The sequence below is a fragment of the Vibrio plantisponsor genome (genome assembly GCF_013041605.1).
Classification (GTDB): Bacteria; Pseudomonadota; Gammaproteobacteria; order Enterobacterales; family Vibrionaceae; genus Vibrio; species Vibrio plantisponsor.
Window position 1 is genome coordinate 139,096 of sequence record NZ_JABEQC010000010.1, and the last position, 17,700, is coordinate 156,795.

At 43.6% G+C, this 17,700-nt stretch carries 17 protein-coding genes; 6 read left to right on the plus strand and 11 right to left on the minus strand.

The features are described 5' to 3' along the window. Positions 1–34: 34 nt before the first annotated feature. Positions 35–736: an aquaporin Z gene (gene aqpZ / locus HKI82_RS15105; RefSeq protein ID WP_171138437.1), complete on the minus strand. Its 702-nt coding sequence runs from the start codon at positions 734–736 to the stop codon at positions 35–37. Between the two features lie 121 nt (positions 737–857). Next, entirely contained in the window at positions 858–1,106 is a 249-nt protein-coding gene (locus tag HKI82_RS15110; RefSeq protein ID WP_171138455.1) for a YkgJ family cysteine cluster protein, read from the minus strand. Positions 1,107–1,270: 164 nt separating this feature from the next. Between HKI82_RS15110 and HKI82_RS15115 the strand changes: the two genes are divergently transcribed. Next, the gene (locus HKI82_RS15115; protein WP_171138438.1) at positions 1,271–1,711 is read left to right on the plus strand and encodes a YcgN family cysteine cluster protein; all 441 of its coding nucleotides are present in this window, start codon (positions 1,271–1,273) and stop codon (positions 1,709–1,711) included. 97 nt (positions 1,712–1,808) lie between these two features. Here the strand turns inward: HKI82_RS15115 and HKI82_RS15120 are convergent, their stop codons facing one another. The 3 genes from HKI82_RS15120 to rlmA all read right to left on the minus strand — a co-directional run bounded on the left by HKI82_RS15120 (position 1,809) and on the right by rlmA (position 4,721). Then, on the minus strand, positions 1,809–2,963 hold the full coding sequence (locus tag HKI82_RS15120) for a hypothetical protein (RefSeq protein WP_171138439.1): 1,155 nt from the start codon (positions 2,961–2,963) through the stop codon (positions 1,809–1,811). Between the two features lie 326 nt (positions 2,964–3,289). After that, positions 3,290–3,646 (minus strand): hypothetical protein, encoded by a 357-nt coding sequence (locus HKI82_RS15125; protein WP_102940091.1) that lies wholly within the window; start codon positions 3,644–3,646, stop codon positions 3,290–3,292. Positions 3,647–3,902: 256 nt separating this feature from the next. Next, complete coding sequence (gene rlmA / locus HKI82_RS15130; protein WP_171138440.1) at positions 3,903–4,721, minus strand: 23S rRNA (guanine(745)-N(1))-methyltransferase; 819 nt, start codon at positions 4,719–4,721, stop codon at positions 3,903–3,905. Positions 4,722–5,008: 287 nt separating this feature from the next. Here rlmA and HKI82_RS15135 point away from each other — a divergent pair, with 287 nt between their 5' ends. Beyond that, positions 5,009–6,892, plus strand: coding sequence for a methyl-accepting chemotaxis protein (locus HKI82_RS15135; RefSeq protein WP_102940089.1), 1,884 nt, complete (start codon positions 5,009–5,011; stop codon positions 6,890–6,892). A 101-nt stretch (positions 6,893–6,993) separates the two neighbouring features. On the opposite strand, the gene HKI82_RS15140 is transcribed toward HKI82_RS15135, so the two are convergent. Beyond that, complete coding sequence (locus HKI82_RS15140; RefSeq protein WP_102940088.1) at positions 6,994–7,878, minus strand: D-hexose-6-phosphate mutarotase; 885 nt, start codon at positions 7,876–7,878, stop codon at positions 6,994–6,996. Positions 7,879–8,009: 131 nt separating this feature from the next. Further along, on the minus strand, positions 8,010–9,005 hold the full coding sequence (gene gap, locus HKI82_RS15145) for a type I glyceraldehyde-3-phosphate dehydrogenase (protein ID WP_102940087.1): 996 nt from the start codon (positions 9,003–9,005) through the stop codon (positions 8,010–8,012). A 336-nt stretch (positions 9,006–9,341) separates the two neighbouring features. Between gap and msrB the strand changes: the two genes are divergently transcribed. After that, complete coding sequence (msrB, locus tag HKI82_RS15150; protein WP_102940086.1) at positions 9,342–9,746, plus strand: peptide-methionine (R)-S-oxide reductase MsrB; 405 nt, start codon at positions 9,342–9,344, stop codon at positions 9,744–9,746. Positions 9,747–9,788: 42 nt separating this feature from the next. On the opposite strand, the gene HKI82_RS15155 is transcribed toward msrB, so the two are convergent. Beyond that, positions 9,789–10,610, minus strand: coding sequence for a DUF2989 domain-containing protein (locus HKI82_RS15155; RefSeq protein WP_102940085.1), 822 nt, complete (start codon positions 10,608–10,610; stop codon positions 9,789–9,791). 191 nt (positions 10,611–10,801) lie between these two features. Here HKI82_RS15155 and HKI82_RS15160 point away from each other — a divergent pair, with 191 nt between their 5' ends. Continuing rightward, on the plus strand, positions 10,802–11,086 hold the full coding sequence (locus tag HKI82_RS15160) for a YeaC family protein (RefSeq protein ID WP_171138441.1): 285 nt from the start codon (positions 10,802–10,804) through the stop codon (positions 11,084–11,086). A 105-nt stretch (positions 11,087–11,191) separates the two neighbouring features. On the opposite strand, the gene ansA is transcribed toward HKI82_RS15160, so the two are convergent. Both ansA and sppA read right to left on the minus strand, forming a co-directional pair. Continuing rightward, complete coding sequence (gene ansA / locus HKI82_RS15165) at positions 11,192–12,205, minus strand: asparaginase (protein ID WP_102940083.1); 1,014 nt, start codon at positions 12,203–12,205, stop codon at positions 11,192–11,194. Positions 12,206–12,325: 120 nt separating this feature from the next. Continuing rightward, the gene (gene sppA / locus HKI82_RS15170; protein WP_171138442.1) at positions 12,326–14,173 is read right to left on the minus strand and encodes a signal peptide peptidase SppA; all 1,848 of its coding nucleotides are present in this window, start codon (positions 14,171–14,173) and stop codon (positions 12,326–12,328) included. A 207-nt stretch (positions 14,174–14,380) separates the two neighbouring features. Here sppA and HKI82_RS15175 point away from each other — a divergent pair, with 207 nt between their 5' ends. After that, positions 14,381–16,384: an NADPH-dependent 2,4-dienoyl-CoA reductase gene (locus HKI82_RS15175; protein WP_171138443.1), complete on the plus strand. Its 2,004-nt coding sequence runs from the start codon at positions 14,381–14,383 to the stop codon at positions 16,382–16,384. 60 nt (positions 16,385–16,444) lie between these two features. Here HKI82_RS15175 and purU read toward each other — a convergent pair whose 3' ends face one another. Beyond that, complete coding sequence (gene purU, locus HKI82_RS15180) at positions 16,445–17,278, minus strand: formyltetrahydrofolate deformylase (RefSeq protein WP_171138444.1); 834 nt, start codon at positions 17,276–17,278, stop codon at positions 16,445–16,447. Between the two features lie 197 nt (positions 17,279–17,475). Here purU and HKI82_RS15185 point away from each other — a divergent pair, with 197 nt between their 5' ends. Beyond that, the gene (locus tag HKI82_RS15185; RefSeq protein ID WP_042486091.1) at positions 17,476–17,685 is read left to right on the plus strand and encodes a hypothetical protein; all 210 of its coding nucleotides are present in this window, start codon (positions 17,476–17,478) and stop codon (positions 17,683–17,685) included. Positions 17,686–17,700: the final 15 nt, after the last annotated feature.

Genomic DNA, 17,700 nt, shown 5'->3' on the forward strand with positions numbered 1-17,700 from the left:
AGCCGCTGCTTGTCACAGCGGCTTTTGTTTATCTTCAATCGATTTCTTTTATTTCGCCATCCACAATTTTATAGACAATCGCTCCGATCATTCCGCCCACAATAGGCGCTACCCAGAACAGCCACAACTGCGACATCGCCCAGTCACCGACAAATACAGCCACACCAGTGCTTCGAGCTGGGTTCACGGAAGTATTCGTTACCGGAATACTGATTAAGTGAATAAGGGTCAGACACAAGCCGATAGCAATAGGTGCAAAACCTTTCGGGGCTCTAGCGTCTGTGGCACCCATGATGACGAACAAAAAGACGCCTGTCATAACCAACTCGCTCACCAGAGCAGCCATGAAAGAGTAACCACCGGGAGAGTGTACCCCATAACCATTGCTGGCAAATCCAGACGCGCCTATATCGAAGTCAGCTTGACCTGTAGCGATAACATACAGCACGCCGCCAGCGATAACGCCACCAATGACTTGGGCGAGAACATAAGGGAGAATGTCTTTACTTTCAAATCGACCGCCAGCCCATAAACCAAAAGTAACAGCAGGATTTAGGTGACAGCCTGAGATATGACCGATGGCATATGCCATGGTGAGAACCGTTAAACCAAAAGCGAGTGATACGCCTAGTAAGCCAATGCCGACATCGGGAAAGCCAGCAGCTAAAACTGCGCTGCCACAACCACCGAGAACCAACCAAAATGTACCTACTAGCTCTGCGAGATATTTCTTCATAGTCACATTCCTATATGTAACAAAGACACATCTGAAGCGTAGTAGAAAAACGCAACTCACTTAGAGTTAAGGAAAATTAATCTGTTTCAAAAGTGGTACTTAGATCTAAAAATAGCCGAAACTAGGTCAACTGTTCGAGTTCAGTAAGATTTTTCAGAGCTTCTTGATTAGTTGAGCCGCAGACGACAGGGCAGGGTTTGAAATCATGGCAGACATTCGGTCTCTCTGGTTTGCCAAACAACTTACACAAGTTATCGTCATTCAATTGAATGCATCGTACACCGGCAGGTTTTCCATTCGGCATACCCGGAATTGGAGAAGATATGCTAGGTGCGATACAACATGCACCACATCCAAGTCGACAATTCATCATGACCTACCGCAAGTAAAAGCAAAAAGAAGGGCGCAGATGTTAACAGAAAAACCAGTAGCGGTAGACATTTTACGACGTTTTTTTCAGCATATTTGCCCTTGAATTTTATGTGGTGGGGCGGTATAACACGTCCCCCGGTTACAGACAGAAAGAATTCAGCAATGACAACTCCATTTTGGGAAAGCAAAACACTAGAACAAATGACAGAAGCAGAGTGGGAGTCACTGTGCGATGGCTGCGGTAAGTGTTGTTTGCATAAGCTGATGGATGAAGACAGCGATGAGGTGTATTACACCAACGTTGCTTGTAGCTGGCTAAATAGCAATACCTGCGCTTGTAAAGACTACCCAAACCGTTTTGAATCAGGCGAAGAGTGCTTGAAACTCACTCGCGACAAAATCGATGAGTTCCACTGGCTCCCAGATACCTGCGCATACCGCTTACTGTCTCAAAATGAACCTCTACCGCAATGGCACCCACTTATCACTGGCTCGAAAGCCGCAATGCATGCCGCAGGTGAAAGTGTCCGCAATAAAGTCGTATATGAAATCGACGTTGTGGATTGGGAGGATCACATCTTGAACCATCCTAACCGAAGTTAGTAGTATCAAGCTATATCAGTAGGTTAGATATGGCTCTCTACTCAATAAGTACCAATAATTACCCATGTCTTTAAAATTTGTGGACACAATGTGGACGTTATATGGCTTGTTGTCCTCTTTCATTTCGCTGCCTGTATTCTGTAATGTTAGTTAGCAGTTGAGCTATGAACTGTATTGAATCGTCTTGCTTAGTAGAGTTAGCGATTGCAGTGTGAGATGTTACCTCTAGTAACTTAATTATTTCGTTAAAATCGGTAAGCTGGCCATTTGATTCGTTGTTGTAGAGGATCGCTCTGCGCATGCTATCTAGATTAATTTTCTCATTTTTAGTGATTTTTTCGTCTAGTAGGTTTATTAAAAGTTCAATCTCAAGCCATATATCTTCGTGGCCTAACTCTATGTTTATATGATGTTTTAATGTCTGCCTGAGAATTCCAATAACGTTCTTTGGTAGGGGGGCGACCCCCGCTGTTTTTATTAGTCGGTTAAGTTGTATAGCTTCACTCAACTTACTCATAAGTTTTTTCACAAAGCATGTAAAATCTATACCTGTGTCATAGGTATAATCAGTCTTATCACCAAAGCTAGCAAAATCCTTCAATTGATTTAGAGATGCTTCTATAACCACCAAAGTTAACTCTAAGTTATAAACATTGATGCTGCTTTGCTTGTCAAATTGGCCGTTAATGTTTCCTATCGTTGAGTTTGTTCTCATTGATAAACAAAGATCGGTGTATAACCACTCAATGTTGTCAAATATGGCAGAAAAACTTTCAATGGTTGGATTTTCAGCTAACGTTACATCTCTAATATCATTAACTATTTTTATCAGAGACTTATTAGCGAAGTTAAAAATATGTTTGTCATCGACATCTTGTTTACTTAGGCTGATTGTTACCGAATCTAAACGGTTTTCACGAAAAATCTTTTTATATAGCAGATCGGCATTTTTGAATTTGATGAGGTTTTGATATCTAGAGTCGTTTTCAATCGATAAAGTACGCTGTTTGAAAAGGTTTATGTGATTCTCATACCTTTGTAGGTTAATCATTTCTCTTTGTTCACGTCTTTCAGATTTGTTAATGAAACTCTCGTAAACTAAGAACATTAGTGTCAGCGCAGTCGCGATATTACCGATTGATGAAATAACCACGGCTGTTTGTGGAGCATATTTGGCAGGAAAAAACACACCTATCAAAATTCCTACTAAAAGGACGACTATACATATAAATACTTGATAATGATGTTTCATGTTATGCGCTCTTTGTTTTGACAGTTCAGACAGAGCAACATTTACGTTGCCAGCGAGTTCTTATTAATCACATCTTCTTGGCAAATTTGTGGTCAGAGTAAGAAGTACTTAGCAAATGGTATGCTCTATATGCATAAATTAGAATACGCTTTAATGCGCTGATATTACTACTATTAATCTAATAGACGCTGGTGAATGTGTGACAAAGAACATGGGCTTTTTCTTGCTTTCGATAGGCAAAACTAAATCTCAAATAACAAAAATCCCACAGTGTGCTTAAACATTGTGGGATTTTTTAAAGCCTGAGAAGAATTGGGAGAGTGGGGTTAGGCTAATAAGAGTAATAGGCTACCAACGGTTGCCGCTGCGGAAAGATATTGCCCCGCGGAGAAGAACGAATCATCTTTCTCTTTTACTTTGTCTGGATGTTCCATACCTAAAGCGCCATAGGTAAAGGCTTCCACCTTATCACTCATGGTTTTATCACCTTCAGGCATTTTGCCGTTTTGCTCAATATCTTGTAATGCGGCAAGTAACGCCTTTCCTTCGTCAGAAAGCGTTACTTTGTTTTGTTCGACTTTCAGTGGTGCTGGTGAAGCCGACTCTGTATTCGCTGAAGCTTGATTTTTTACCGGTTGAGTGGCATTCAGATTAGATACTGATCCTGCGCCTACTGGGTTCATGCTGCTCTCCTAAATCCATCCTCAATAACTATATCGACAGGCTTATGTCAAACTTGTGTTATTTTTTGAGCATATTTTCACTGTTTCTTACAAAGCAATAAGCATGCCTGTTTTTTATACTTTTTCAGATTGAGATTTCGGAAAGGAATGTTGAGGTGCTGTTAGTGGAGAAAGTGTTGTTTGTCTTTGAAGTTACAGTAGTTTTTGAGGCGCCTGTAACTTCAGGTTACTAGTATTATTCGACCGATAAGGATAACTAAGCTTTTCTATACACTCGAATCATAAAGTCTGCTTCGCATTGCACACTTGCTGAGTTTTTCAGTTCAGCTTTGTAAGCTTCACTTGCGCGCCATGCAAACGGAGTCATCTGAAGTAAATCAAATGCATCATCTCCGCTTAGTGTCATCAAGTAATTCACTTTCTCTTCGTGTTCTAAGGTGAAGTTTTCAATCACTTCTGGTTGCTCTTCATGCAAGCGTACGTCTTGATAAATACCTTGTTTAAACTCGTACAAATGCCTTGCTGCTGGGGTGACTGTAATAACAACACCGCCAGATTTGATACAACGACTCAGTTCATCAGCTTTGCAAGGAGCATAGATGCGTAAAATTCCGTCGAGTGTTTCGTCGGCAAAAGGTAAGCGATGGCTTGAAGCAACCGTAAACTCACAGTTTGAGTAGCGTTTTGCTGCATATCGAATAGCGACTTTGGAAATGTCCAGCCCGAAGGTATTTGCTAGCGGGTTCTGCTGTTTTAGGCAATCCGCAATATAGGTTGTGTAGTAACCTTCACCGCAACCAATGTCTAACAGCTGGTGGTCTGTGTTTTTTAAGAAACGTTGGCACAACTCGGCGACTTTCTCTCGCATAGGGTTGTAATGACCGCCATCGAGAAAACGACGTCTTGCTTGCATCATCTCTTTGTTGTCACCTGGATCTTTCGAACGTTTATGGTGAGCTGGCATCAAGTTGACGTAGCCTTCTTTTGCCAAATCAAACTGATGGTTGTTAGCACACGAGTAGGTGCGTTGATTAAGAGTGAGCGGATGCTGGCAAAGCGGACACTGGTAAGCCATGGTGTTCTCAAGGTAGTAAATGGAAGCGTAAGTGTAGCGGTTACTCAGCCAAATAAAAAGCAAGTTAATAGGCAGGTGTTACATGGCTTTTTGGAAGTAAAGTCTTACTTTTTCAGCCTTTGAACTACCATGCCGACAATATTTTGTTTTCTGCCAATTTGTTGACATTAGTCCTTGTATTACAAAGGCTTATATATTGAATGTTTTTTTATCTTTTTTGTGGATAGCCTATGGCAATGGGGTTAGTATCTCGCCTGTAAAAACAACTATATTGAGAGCTGTTAATAATGTCATTTTCGCTAAAGCAAAAGTTAATCGGTGCTAGCCTAACCGCAGTTGTAGTTATGGCCGGCGCATTAACATGGCTGTCTATCGACCGTATATATGATCAGACCCAAAAAGCAATGTCAGAGCGTGTTGAGTCTCTAACGACTGCGACTGCCAAAGGCATCTCGGATTGGGTTGCTGACAGAAAATCTATCACTTCAGCATTTAAAGCTTATGCAAATGCTACGGATCCAACGCCTTTCTTACAACAAGGCCGAGTTTCGGGTGGTTTTGACGAGCTGTATTACGGTACCACCGAAGGTGTGATGAACCGCTCTTATCCTGAGAGATACCAGGAAGGTTACGACCCTCGCAAACGTCCTTGGTATATTGATGCATCGACGGCTGGCAAAATGATCGTAACTACGGCATATCAAGATGCCGTGACCAAAGCATTACTTATTACTATTGCTGAGCCTGTTACTGTCAACGGACGCTTTTCTGGTGTTGTCGGCGCTGATGTGTTGATTGAACAGTTAGTCTCTGACGTGCTTTCATCTGATGCAGGTGTTAATGCTAGAACCATGCTTATTGATACTCAAGATGGCAACTGGTTGGCGCATCCAAATAAAGACTTCACGCTAAAACCTGTATCAGCTGTGTCAAAAGCGTTAACTATCGACGCGATTAACAAAGCGGCGAGAGACAAAACCTTTATTCCGGTTACTTTGAATGGCGTACAAAAGTGGTACTACTTCAAGTCTGTACCGGGAACGCAGTGGATCTTTGCGGTAGAGTTGGATAAAGACACTGAACTTGCATCAACGGATTCATTGCTTTGGGGATTAATTTCAACGGCAGTAGTGATTACGTTTTTAGTATTACTTGCTGTGTCTTGGTTGGTTAACTTCTTGATTAGAGATCTTTCTCGCGTGAGTAAAGCGTTGGAAGAAATTGCCTCTGGTGATGCAGACTTGACGCAACGTCTGACCATTCATTCTGAAGATGAAGTGGGTAAACTGGCGCAAAGCTTCAACCGTTTTGTGGGCAATATGCAGCAAATGGTGGCAAATTTAGGCAATGTGTCTGCTGAGCTTTTACAGCAGTCTGCCCATGCTGCGAAGCAATCAGACCAAAACAATATGCGTATTCAGCAGCAACAAGATGAAATCAATATGGTTGCGACGGCAATCAACGAAATGTCAGCTGCAACGCATGAGATTGCGGGTAACGCAGAGCAAACGGCTGGTAACTCGAATGATGCTGTTGTTGCATGTGACGCGGGTGCTCGTCAGGTTTCTCAAACGCAAGTTTCTATTGAAAACCTAGCGACCGAAGTGGAAGTGGCAACTGGCGTTATTACTGAACTTGAAGGACACAGCAACCAAATTAGCAATATCCTATCAACGATTCAGGGCATTGCAGAGCAGACAAACTTGCTAGCACTAAATGCTGCGATTGAAGCTGCGCGAGCGGGCGATCAGGGACGCGGATTTGCCGTTGTTGCCGATGAAGTTCGAGTTTTGAGTCAACGTACTTACGCGTCGACAAAAGAAATTCAGCAAATGATTGATACGCTGCAGAGCACAACGGGTAAAGCGGTATCGATCATGAATGACAGCCGTGCTTTAGCGACAACCAGTGTGAACGATGCAATCAATGCCTCTCAATCGCTAGAGCAAATCAGAACGGTAGTGTCTGCGATTAGTGATATGGCAACGCACATTGCAACTGCGGCGGAAGAACAGGCATCTGTAACCTCTGAAATTACGCGTAATACTCAGGGTATCCGTGATGTATCGAACGAGTTCTCGATGGAAGCGAAAGATGCAGCAGAGCAAGCTGCGAGACTATCTGCACTGTCTCATGAGCTTGAATCAGAGATTCGTCGCTTCAAAGTGTAATGTCGCTTAAACGCTTCATTTAGACACATAAATAAAAACCCGATAAACACTGTTTATCGGGTTTTTTCTTTTCGGGTTCGAACCACATTAAGACGAGATGGTTAGTTTGCCGAAATGGTCGTTGCTAATAGGTACTGCTCACCCGGTTGCAACGTTTGACCTGCTGAAAGGCATGGTGCATGAATGGTTGACTCAACGCAGAACATGGTTTTGTAGCCGTCATCCGGCATGTCTGCCATTGCTTTAGAACCTTGAGACCATGGGTTCCATAGCACTGCGCAATTGTGACCGCTGTTTTCAACCAATAATGCTCGTTTCAGCACTGGGTCTGTAACGGTGATTTTGGATTCTGGCATAGTGTAGACACGATCGATCGTATCAGTGAGTACCAGTGTCTCGTCACCTTGGCAGATTTTTGAATCTTGAAGCTTATCGATGTATTCAGCGCCCATACCTGTCGTGGTAATTTGAGCTACGTCGCCAACATTCAGATAAGTATGCAGTGCGCTTGAGAACGTCCAAGCTTTTTCATCCGTGTTGTTTACTTCCAAAGTAACTTTCAGTTCATCGCCAACTTCGACGAACAAGCGGGTCTTAAACTTGTATGGCCAAATTGCCAGTGTTTCTTCTGACTCTTCAAGCTCTAGTACAACCACAACGCCTTGTTCGTTTTCTCTGTGTTCTGCCAATTTCCACTGGCTGATACGCGCAAAACCATGTCCAGGTTCTGCAATTTTGCCAAACCAAGGCCAACAAACTGGAATACCACCGCGAAGTGCAGCTTTGCCGTCAAAAGGAGTGTTGCTGCTCATCCAAATCAGGTCTTCTTTTCCTGCTGGAATATAAGAAAGAACGTGAGCACCATGCAGAGCAATAGCGGCTGTCGCTTTATCGTGGATGACACGAACGATTTTTACCTCGTCTTTTTCAACGATGGTCACGTTGTCAGAGAGGTAAGTAAGGGTAGGTAGAGAAAGTAGATCCATAAATATCATTCCTCGTTCAGCTTTTTGCTTAGACTGATTGTTATTAGGAAAATCAAATCTGTAGAAACAAAAAAGGCGACACATCGGCCGCCTTTTCAGATTCTCAACGAAATTCTTCGCTAATGCTTACATTACTTAGAGATGTGAGCGATTAGGTCTAGAACTTTGTTTGAGTAACCGATTTCGTTGTCGTACCAAGATACAACTTTAACGAATTTGTCAGTTAGAGCGATACCAGCTTTAGCATCGAATACTGAAGTGCATTTTTCGCCGATGAAGTCTTGAGATACAACTGCGTCTTCAGTGTAACCTAGAACGCCAGCCATTTCGCCTTCAGAAGCTTCTTTCATCGCTTTACAAATTTCTTCGTAAGACGCTGGGTTTTTCAGGTTAACAGTCAAGTCAACAACAGAAACGTTAGCAGTTGGTACGCGGAAAGCCATACCAGTTAGAAGACCTTTAACTGCTGGAAGTACAACGCCTACTGCTTTAGCAGCACCAGTTGAAGATGGGATGATGTTTTGAGAAGCACCACGACCACCGCGCCAGTCTTTAGCAGAAGGACCGTCTACAGTTTTTTGAGTTGCTGTAGTAGCGTGAACTGTAGTCATAAGACCAGATTCGATACCGAACTTGTCGTTAAGAACTTTAGCGATAGGCGCTAGACAGTTAGTAGTACAAGAAGCGTTAGAAACGATGTCTTGGCCTGCGTAAGTGTCGAAGTTTACGCCGTTAACGAACATTGGAGTTGCGTCTTTAGAAGGGCCAGTCATAACAACTTTCTTCGCACCAGCAGTGATGTGCTTACGTGCAGTAGCGTCGTCAAGGAATAGACCAGTTGCTTCAGCAACAACGTCAACACCGATTGCATCCCATTTTAGATCTTCTGGGTTACGCTCAGCAGTAACACGTACAGTCTTACCGTTTACGATTAGGTTACCACCTTCAACTTCAACAGTACCGTTGAAACGGCCGTGAGTTGAGTCGTACTTAAGCATGTAAGCCATGTAATCTACGTCGATTAGGTCGTTGATACCAACAACTTCGATGTCATTACGTTCTTGTGCTGCACGGAATACGAAACGGCCAATACGGCCAAAACCGTTAATACCTACTTTGATAGTCATTATAGTTGCTCCACAACTTAATTTCTGATTAAAGATAACTGGTAGTAAAATTACAAAATCCAGTAAACATCTGCAACAGATAATCCGACTTAACTTGTTTAAAGTCAAAAAAAACTGTCGCTTTTTTTCACAATCACTTACAACTGATTAGTTTTTAGACGTGCTACTGCTTTTCATCCCTACCAATTGACGTAAAATAATCAAGACACGAGGTTATTGATGCTCAAATAACCCGAAATACTATGGTGAAAAAGTATGTGCTACAAAATCATAGGTACGCAAGTTTTTAGCGAAAAAAGTCAAAAATAATTATTACAAAAATGGAGAAGTTAAAGCGTGGTTGATAAAGCCCAAAATCTTGAGAAGCCTGACGAATACTGGAAAGACCAGTTGTCGGAAGAAGAATATTACGTTTGTCGCCAGAGAGGAACGGAAGCGCCTTTCTCTGGTAAGCTGCTGCATAACAAACTAACGGGTGACTACCATTGCACCTGCTGCAATGCGCTTCTGTTTAGTTCTGAAAATAAATACGACTCTGGCTGCGGGTGGCCAAGTTTTGATGCGCCAGTTAATGATCAGGCTATCCGTTATTTAGAAGATCTGAGTCACGGAATGATAAGAACAGAGATTCGTTGTGCTGCTTGTGACAGCCATTTAGGTCACGTGTTTCCTGATGGTCCACAGACGACTGGTGAGCGCTTTTGTGTGAATTCGGTGTCGTTAATTTTCAACAAAAAGTGAAAAAGTTGGTGGTAAACCACCAACTTTTGTTTGATAGCAACACTATTTCAAAGAGTTAGGGACTACGCTTTTTCGGTATTGTCCCTCTTTGATCGACTTAACTACGGTTGCTGCAATATCGTCCAGTTTCTCAAATTTCTCTTCATCAAAGCCATACAGCAATGCGAGTTCAGATTCGCTAGCGATAGGTACTTTGTATTCTTTACCGACCATAGCCCAAACATAGGCATGTTCTTTATCACCAGCGGCGTGATAGTTACTCGCCAGTGATTTAAAAATCTCGGTGTTGATCTTGTCTGGTTTACTTAACTCTAAAGCGTGATTAAGCAAAACGATGGTTTTTTCACGGTCTCGCGAAGTATAGAAAGTGGCTAATGCGTACTGTAACTCAGCGGTTTCTAGCTCAGGCTTTCCTTCCAACTGCAAAAACTCACGACGTGCTTTATGGTCACCCTCTTGACTCCATAAAAAGTACAGAGACTCTGGTGTGCGTTGGTTACGAAGTTCGGTCGCGATACGTTTTAAATCTTCTCCTGCATTCACCAGCGCATTGACTCGTCTTTGCTTGAGATCTGCTTGGTCAATCGCCTGAATTTGAGATGCGAGTTCTAAGCATTTTCGATAGGCAGTGGTGAGGTTGTATTCCTCAATTTTGTTTACTGGAGTTGGGTCTTTAAGTACTTCAAAGCGATGCCAGATCAGGTCGGTTCTGGGAATGCGGCATTGCCCGTCATTAACATTTAGTCTTTCACACTGCAGGGATGGATTGTCTGCACAAAGTTTGTCGGTGTTCTTTCTATTTTCAAAACATCCTGAAAGAGCTAAAGGCAGTGACAACACGAGAATGACTTTTATTATGTTCATAGTTTGGCCTGTTGACCTTATTTATAGAGATTCTTTTTGTAATGGATTGAACTGAGTAAATGCAGGAGCTATGCCACATCATGTTAGAAAAATGTTTAGCTTGTGATCCGTTACTCTTATTTATTTAGCTTGTCTTGACTCAATATGCCAGCAAGTTATTTTGGCGCAAATTGTTAAATTAGGAATACACCATGGACGCAAATCAACTTGTTGCTGCTATTACACCGGAAGCCTATGAGCGTTTATTGTTTGCTGTTGAAACAGGTAAGTGGCCTGAAGGTACTTCACTTTCTCAAGAGCAGCGAGATTCTTGTATGCAAGCTGTGATGTTGTACCAATCAAAACACAATAACAACGCTGACCATATGAGCATTGGTGTTGGTGGCGAAATGATCTTTAAGTCGAAAGCCGAATTGAAAAAACGTTTTCAAGATAATCAAAAAGATATCGTACGTATCAATCCTAATCACGAGTAGTGGTTACGGCAGGAAAAAGAAAACCCCGTATGTGAATACGGGGTTTTCTTACTTTAAAAGGTGCTCATTGAAGTTCAGCTAGCCGTTTAATTTAGGCATAGCAAACTATAGAGACATTTCGCCGCGCAGAACTTGCTGCATTTTTTGCTTCACTTCTTCGTAAGAGAGATCTTGGCTTAACAAGTAGTGAAGTTTTGCTAGCGCTGCTTCAGGGGTCATATCGTAACCACTGATAACACCTGCATCAGCAAGTGCACAGCCCGTTGCGTAGCCGCCCATATTGACTTTACCTGCTAAACATTGGGTTAGGTTTACGACAATAACGCCACGTTCTGAGGCATCTTTTAGCTGTGCCAGTAGTTCTGGATTTTGAGGTGCGTTACCAACTCCAAACGTGAGTAGAATCATCGCATTCACGGGTTGCAACAGGGTGTTGCGAATGACCTCGTGAGAGATGCCCGGATACATGGTGATCACACCGATAGGTTGCGGTGTAATGTGGTGTACGCGGAACTTGCCTTCAGGCACCTGACCAATTTGCACGCCGTTGCTGACATGAATATTGATACCCGCTTCGAGCAGTGGCGGAATGTTTGGTGAAGTAAACGCGTTGAAACCATCAGCATGAGACTTAGTGCTGCGGTTACCGCGCATCAAGTGATTGTTGAAGAACAGAGTGACTTCATTAATCGGGTAGTTTGCTGCGATGTGCAGTGCATTCAGCAAGTTAGCCTGACCATCCGAGCGTAGTTCTGCTAATGGGATTTGTGAGCCTGTCACAATGACTGGTTTACCCAAGTTTTCTAACATGAACGACAGCGCTGAAGCGGTATAAGCCATTGTGTCGGTGCCATGCAGAATAACGAAACCATCGTATTTGTCGTAGTTGTCTGCGATATCATCAGCGATTTTTTGCCAGTCTTCCGGCGTCATATCTGAAGAGTCAATCAATGGTTCGTACTCATGAACCGTAAACTCAGGCATTTCGTCACGATGGAACTCTGGCATATTTGCCAATTGCTTTTCCATGAATCCAGCTACAGGAACATATCCGTGTGAGGATTTCTTCATGCCGATAGTGCCGCCAGTGTAGGCGATATAGATATGTTTTCTTGCCATGATTACAACTACTAAAGGTGGTGGTAAATAGTGTGGCGATTATAACGAAAACGATTGTAATAAAAAGGGGCGCTGTGTATTTAGCGCCCCTGAAACGGAAATTTCGTGCTGCTAGTCTGACTATTGTACTTGGCAGGGCAGACAGAACGCGTATTGTCCTTTTGGATCGTTAAAGCTGCTTAGCAGGTTTGCATCGTTAATTAACTGGCTTGCTGCCGGTTGAAACGCTGCTGGAACCATGCTGGAAACATTCAAACCAAGACTTGCTTTGATCTGTCCAAACAGATCTTGCAGGATTTGCTGCGCCGGACTTAGCGGATCTGACACCCAGAACAGGTTGTAATCTTCTAATTTCGCCAGTTCAGCTGCGAGCTTAACGGCGTCATCAAAGTCACCCAGTTTGTCGACCAAACCAAATTTCTGCGCATCTTGTGCTGTCCAGACACGACCTTGAGCTACCTGATCAACCTGTTCAACGGACATGCCACGACTTTCACCCACGAGCGAGATGAAACGGTGGTAACCATGTTCAATGCCCATTTGCAGCGCTTTTTGTGCCCCATCGTTAAGGCCAGTCGTGATACCAATTCCTGAGAATGGAGTAGTACCAACGCCATCGGTAGAAATGCCAAGCTTGTTAAGACCTTTTTCAAAAGTCGTAATGACACTGAAGATACCGATTGAACCGGTGAGGGTTGTTGGCTGAGCAACGATTTTATCTGCACTCATTGAAATCCAGTAACCGCCGGACGCCGCTAGGCTCGACATTGAAACAACCACAGGTTTACCTGCTGCTTTTAATGCATCAATCTCGTTACGAATCACTTCGGAAGCAAAGGCGCTGCCTCCTGGGCTGTCTACTCGTAAAACCACTGCTTTGACGTTGTTATCATTGCGTGCTTGGCGAAGAAGAGCCGCAGTGCTGTCACCGCCGATACTGCCGCGAGGTTGAGAACCGTCCATAATTGTGCCGCTGGCAACCACAATTGCGATATCATCGTTGGTCGCATTCATTTGAGGCGTTACTGTTTGTGCATAGTCGTAATAGCTCACAGCGTTGTAGCTGTCTTTACCGTCGCTGCCAAAGGTTTTTGCAAGCTCAAGGCGAATTTGCTGGCGAGTTGCCAACTCATCAACGAGGCCAATGTTCAGTGACAACTGAGCTAAGTCACCCGATGTTTGTTCAAGAAGCGCAAGAAACTCATCCATGTTTGGTGTTAATACGTCTGCATCAATGCCTCTGTTGGTGGCAACATCATCGATATAGGCTCCCCATAACTGGGTTAACCAACGAGACGCCGATTCACGCGCTGCATCTGACATATCGTCGCGGATGAAAGGTTCAATAGCTGACTTGTACGTGCCGACTCTGAACACGTGAGTGTTGACGTCGAGCTTCTCCAGAAGAGTTTTGTAATACATGTTGTAAGCACTGTAGCCATGTAACAGAACCGCGCCATCAGGTGCCATAAACACTTTGTCGGCGTAACTTGCCAGATAGTATTGGCTTTGGTTGTACATGTCGCTCAGAGCAAAAACCGGCTTGCCAGAAGCTTTGAATTCATTAATGGCTTTCGCGATATAGCGCAATTTGGTCAGGTTGGTTTCTGGCATATTACGCAGCGCCAAAACCAAGCCAGTAACTTTATCGTCGTCTTTCGCGTGACGTAGAGTTTCAACAATATCGAAAAGCACGTTTTCTTTTGGCAGTTCTTTGCCTAATACCGAGCCTGTAACGGAATCCATTGGGCTTAAGTAACTGCTTTGCTCAACGATAGGGCCAGACAGGTTGAGTACTAGAGCAGATTTTTTCTCAACCACAGGTGCTGGGGTCTCATAAGCGTAAAGGAAATACACTAACGCGATACTGAGTAGAAAAATCAAGTTGGTAAGAGCGATACGAATGAAAGTGATTAGTTTCCAAATCCCTTTAAAAAGCAGCCCAATAAATCGGAATATTGTTTTCATTGTGTCTCCAGCAATGCCATCGAAATGCTTGTTAATATCACCAAAACAACACCTTGGAATATTAATTAAGTTGCATCGTACGTGATCTAGTATACGCAAACAACCGCAAGATTGATCGGTGTTACAAAAATGTAAACACTTGTTTGATTTTTGTGTGCGTGAGGAATAGTGTGGTCGGAAAACAATAACGATAAAGGTTAACTCTCCATGTACCCAAATCTGCTACAGCCATTGGATTTAGGATTTACTCAGTTAAAAAACCGAGTATTGATGGGTTCAATGCACACTGGTTTAGAAGACGAAAAAGAAGGTTTACATAAGCTTGCCGCATTTTATGAAGAACGGGCAAAAGGTGGTGTGGGCCTAATTGTGACGGGTGGATACTCGCCAAATCTTCGCGGACGTTTACATCCTTTTGGCGCCGAGTTTAGCAGTGTTAAACATGCTAAAGCTCATAAAGTGGTGACCGATGCGGTACATCAACATGGTGGTAAAATTGCGCTGCAACTTCTTCATGCTGGCCGTTATGCCATGCATCCATTCTCACAGAGCGCGTCTGCGATTAAGTCTCCAATCAGTAAGTTTGTTCCTAGCGAAATGACACCGCGCCAGATCCGAAAAACCATTCAAGCTTTTGCCAACAGTGCTGAGCTGGCTCAGCTCGCAGGGTATGACGGCGTCGAAGTGATGGGGTCTGAAGGCTACTTACTAAACCAGTTTATTTGTAAACGTACCAATATGCGTTATGACGACTGGGGTGGTAGTTATCTCAATCGAATCCGTTTCCCGCTTGAAGTGGTCAGAGCCATTCGTGAAGCGGTGGGTGAAGAGTTCATCATCATCTTCCGTTTGTCGATGCTGGACTTGGTTGAGCAAGGCAGCACATTTGAAGAAGTATTGATGCTGGCTAAAGAGCTAGAAAAGGCTGGCGTGACAATCATTAATACGGGTATCGGCTGGCATGAAGCACGGATCCCGACCATAGTGACGCAGGTTCCTCGCGCAGCATTTAGCTGGGTAACGGAGAAGATCAAACCTCATTTGTCGATCCCAGTGATTACCTGTAACCGTATCAATACTCCGGAAGAAGCGGAGAGCATTATTGCTTCAGGCAAAGCGGATATGGTTTCTATGGCTCGTCCATTCTTGGCAGACCCAGAATTTGTCAACAAAGCAGAGCAAGGTCGAGCAGCGTTTATCAATACCTGTATTGGTTGCAATCAAGCTTGTCTGGATAACGTGTTTAAAGGTAAACGCGCATCGTGCATGGTTAACCCGCGTGCCTGTTACGAAACAGAAATTGTGGTTCAACCTGCCAGTGTTAAGAAGACTGTGGCGGTGATTGGCGCTGGACCTGCTGGGCTGGCTTGTGCAACGACCTTGGCTGAGCGTGGGCATAATGTTGACCTGTTTGAAAGAAACGATCGCATAGGCGGTCAGTTCAGATTAGCGATGCAGATCCCGGGCAAAGAAGAGTTTCGTGAGACGATTCGTTACTTCGCCAACCGTATTGACGAAACAGGCGTGCGTTTGCATTTAAGAACCGAGGCTGATTTCTCTATGTTGTCGGAGTATGACGAAGTGGTCATGGCATCGGGTGTTGAACCTCGTAAAGTTGATATTGAAGGCTTGGAGAACAGCGAAAAAGTGGTGGACTACCAAACGCTGATTCGCGAAAAGACACCGGTAGGCAATAAAGTCGCGATCATTGGTGCGGGTGGTATTGGCGTTGATGTCGCAAGTATGATTACTGAGCCGTCCGACCATGATTTGGATGACTGGTTACATGAATGGGGCATAGACAAAGAGATTACTTACCCTGGAGGTTTGTATCCGTATCCGGATTCACGCAGTGAAAAAGAAGTGTGGTTGCTGCAACGCAGAAAAGGCAGTGTCGGCAAAGGGCCGGGCAAAACGACAGGCTGGGTTCACAAACGCACCTTAGAGAAGCGCGGCGTACACATGCTGGGCGGTGTTCAATATCAAGGTATTGATAGCCAAGGTTTTCACATCGGTGTCGATGGTGAATCAAAGCTTCTTGATGTAGATAAAGTGATTATTTGTGCAGGGCAGGTGTCAGTTCGTCCGTTTGAAGATAAATGGCCTGAACTGTCAGGCAAGCTCCATGTCATTGGTGGTGCTGAACTTGCGGGTGAGCTGGACGCGGTACGTGCTATTCGCCAAGGGGTGAAACTCGCGGTGTCTATTTAATCGCTGGTTAACACTAAAGAAAATGGCGCTGATTTAGCGCCATTTTTTATTCTCATAAATTTAAAGAATCACAGTCTTGTTGCCGTAGACGAATACGTGGTCATTGATCACTTTGTTCAGAGCTTTGCTTAGAACGTTCTTTTCTACATCACGTCCTGCCTGAGCCATATCTTGCGCACTGAATGTGTGATCGACAGGAATGACATCTTGCTTGATGATTGGACCTTCGTCCAAATCGTTAGTCACAAAGTGAGCCGTCGCACCAATGATCTTCACACCTCGCTCATAAGCTTGCTGGTATGGCTTCGCACCAATAAATGCAGGTAAGAAGCTGTGGTGAATATTAATGATTTTATGGTGAAACTTCTCAACAAAGCTTGGAGTCAGAACACGCATGTATTTAGCAAGAACAATATAGTCCGGTTGATATTGTTCGATCACTTCCAACAACTCTTTTTCATGCTCTTGTCGGTTAAGACCTTCGTGAGATACACAGTGGTAAGGGATGTCGAATCTCTCTGTTAAGGTTTGCAGTTTGTCGTAGTTACCCACCACAGCTGCGATATCCACATCTAAGCTGCCATCGTAGTTTTTCATCAGAATATCACCCAAGCAATGGGCTTCTTTGGTGACCAGTATCACAATACGTTTACGTGATGAACCGACCAATTTACGCTTTGCACCTTGAGGTAAAGCTTGGTCTAAGTCTGCCAATAGAGTGTGGTCATTGAAGTAGCCTTCAAGCTCGGTACGCATGAAGAAGTGACCACTGGTGTTGTCAACGAACTCATTGTTATGAATGATGTTTAGCTGATGCTTGTAACAGATGTTGGTGATTTTTGAGATAAGTCCTGGTGCATCACTGCAATGCGTTAGGAGAATTTTCTTTTCCATTAAATACGACTTCCGGGCGTGCAAATTTTTCATTCTTAGAAGAGATAGATTGGCTTGAACGGCAAACCAAATCCGAATTTGGCTTCTATAATTAATCTATTCTCCTAATGGTTTCAACTAATATAACTAGGCTCAGTGAATCCTCGGCTATTGAAAGCGTCTCCTCTGTTTGTACTTGTTTTGCGAAGGTGGTGTTTATGGACAAAGAATTACTTGCACGTAAATTGTACGTTGAACGTGTTATTTCATTGATGGGTGATCACAGTGTTGATGACGACATTTTAGAGTTTATGTGGGAGAGCAAAGCGTCACCAGAAGAGGCGGCGAAGGCGATGATGCCGCAAGTAGAACTAACTTCACTTGAAGTGGGTTCTAAGTGGCTAAACCGCTATTTGAATAGGAAATAGTTCCCTTATGTCAGG

What these genes read in the sequence shown, in the direction of transcription:
- aqpZ (WP_171138437.1), bottom strand. Translation starts at nt 736, where the DNA reads ATGAAGAAATATCTCGCAGAGCTAGTAGGTACATTTTGGTTGGTTCTC.
- HKI82_RS15110 (WP_171138455.1), bottom strand. Translation starts at nt 1,106, where the DNA reads ATGAATTGTCGACTTGGATGTGGTGCATGTTGTATCGCACCTAGCATA.
- HKI82_RS15115 (WP_171138438.1), top strand. Translation starts at nt 1,271, where the DNA reads ATGACAACTCCATTTTGGGAAAGCAAAACACTAGAACAAATGACAGAA.
- HKI82_RS15120 (WP_171138439.1), bottom strand. Translation starts at nt 2,963, where the DNA reads ATGAAACATCATTATCAAGTATTTATATGTATAGTCGTCCTTTTAGTA.
- HKI82_RS15125 (WP_102940091.1), bottom strand. Translation starts at nt 3,646, where the DNA reads ATGAACCCAGTAGGCGCAGGATCAGTATCTAATCTGAATGCCACTCAA.
- rlmA (WP_171138440.1), bottom strand. Translation starts at nt 4,721, where the DNA reads ATGGCTTACCAGTGTCCGCTTTGCCAGCATCCGCTCACTCTTAATCAA.
- HKI82_RS15135 (WP_102940089.1), top strand. Translation starts at nt 5,009, where the DNA reads ATGTCATTTTCGCTAAAGCAAAAGTTAATCGGTGCTAGCCTAACCGCA.
- HKI82_RS15140 (WP_102940088.1), bottom strand. Translation starts at nt 7,878, where the DNA reads ATGGATCTACTTTCTCTACCTACCCTTACTTACCTCTCTGACAACGTG.
- gap (WP_102940087.1), bottom strand. Translation starts at nt 9,005, where the DNA reads ATGACTATCAAAGTAGGTATTAACGGTTTTGGCCGTATTGGCCGTTTC.
- HKI82_RS15155 (WP_102940085.1), bottom strand. Translation starts at nt 10,610, where the DNA reads ATGAACATAATAAAAGTCATTCTCGTGTTGTCACTGCCTTTAGCTCTT.
- HKI82_RS15160 (WP_171138441.1), top strand. Translation starts at nt 10,802, where the DNA reads ATGGACGCAAATCAACTTGTTGCTGCTATTACACCGGAAGCCTATGAG.
- ansA (WP_102940083.1), bottom strand. Translation starts at nt 12,205, where the DNA reads ATGGCAAGAAAACATATCTATATCGCCTACACTGGCGGCACTATCGGC.
- sppA (WP_171138442.1), bottom strand. Translation starts at nt 14,173, where the DNA reads ATGAAAACAATATTCCGATTTATTGGGCTGCTTTTTAAAGGGATTTGG.
- HKI82_RS15175 (WP_171138443.1), top strand. Translation starts at nt 14,381, where the DNA reads ATGTACCCAAATCTGCTACAGCCATTGGATTTAGGATTTACTCAGTTA.
- purU (WP_171138444.1), bottom strand. Translation starts at nt 17,278, where the DNA reads ATGGAAAAGAAAATTCTCCTAACGCATTGCAGTGATGCACCAGGACTT.
- HKI82_RS15185 (WP_042486091.1), top strand. Translation starts at nt 17,476, where the DNA reads ATGGACAAAGAATTACTTGCACGTAAATTGTACGTTGAACGTGTTATT.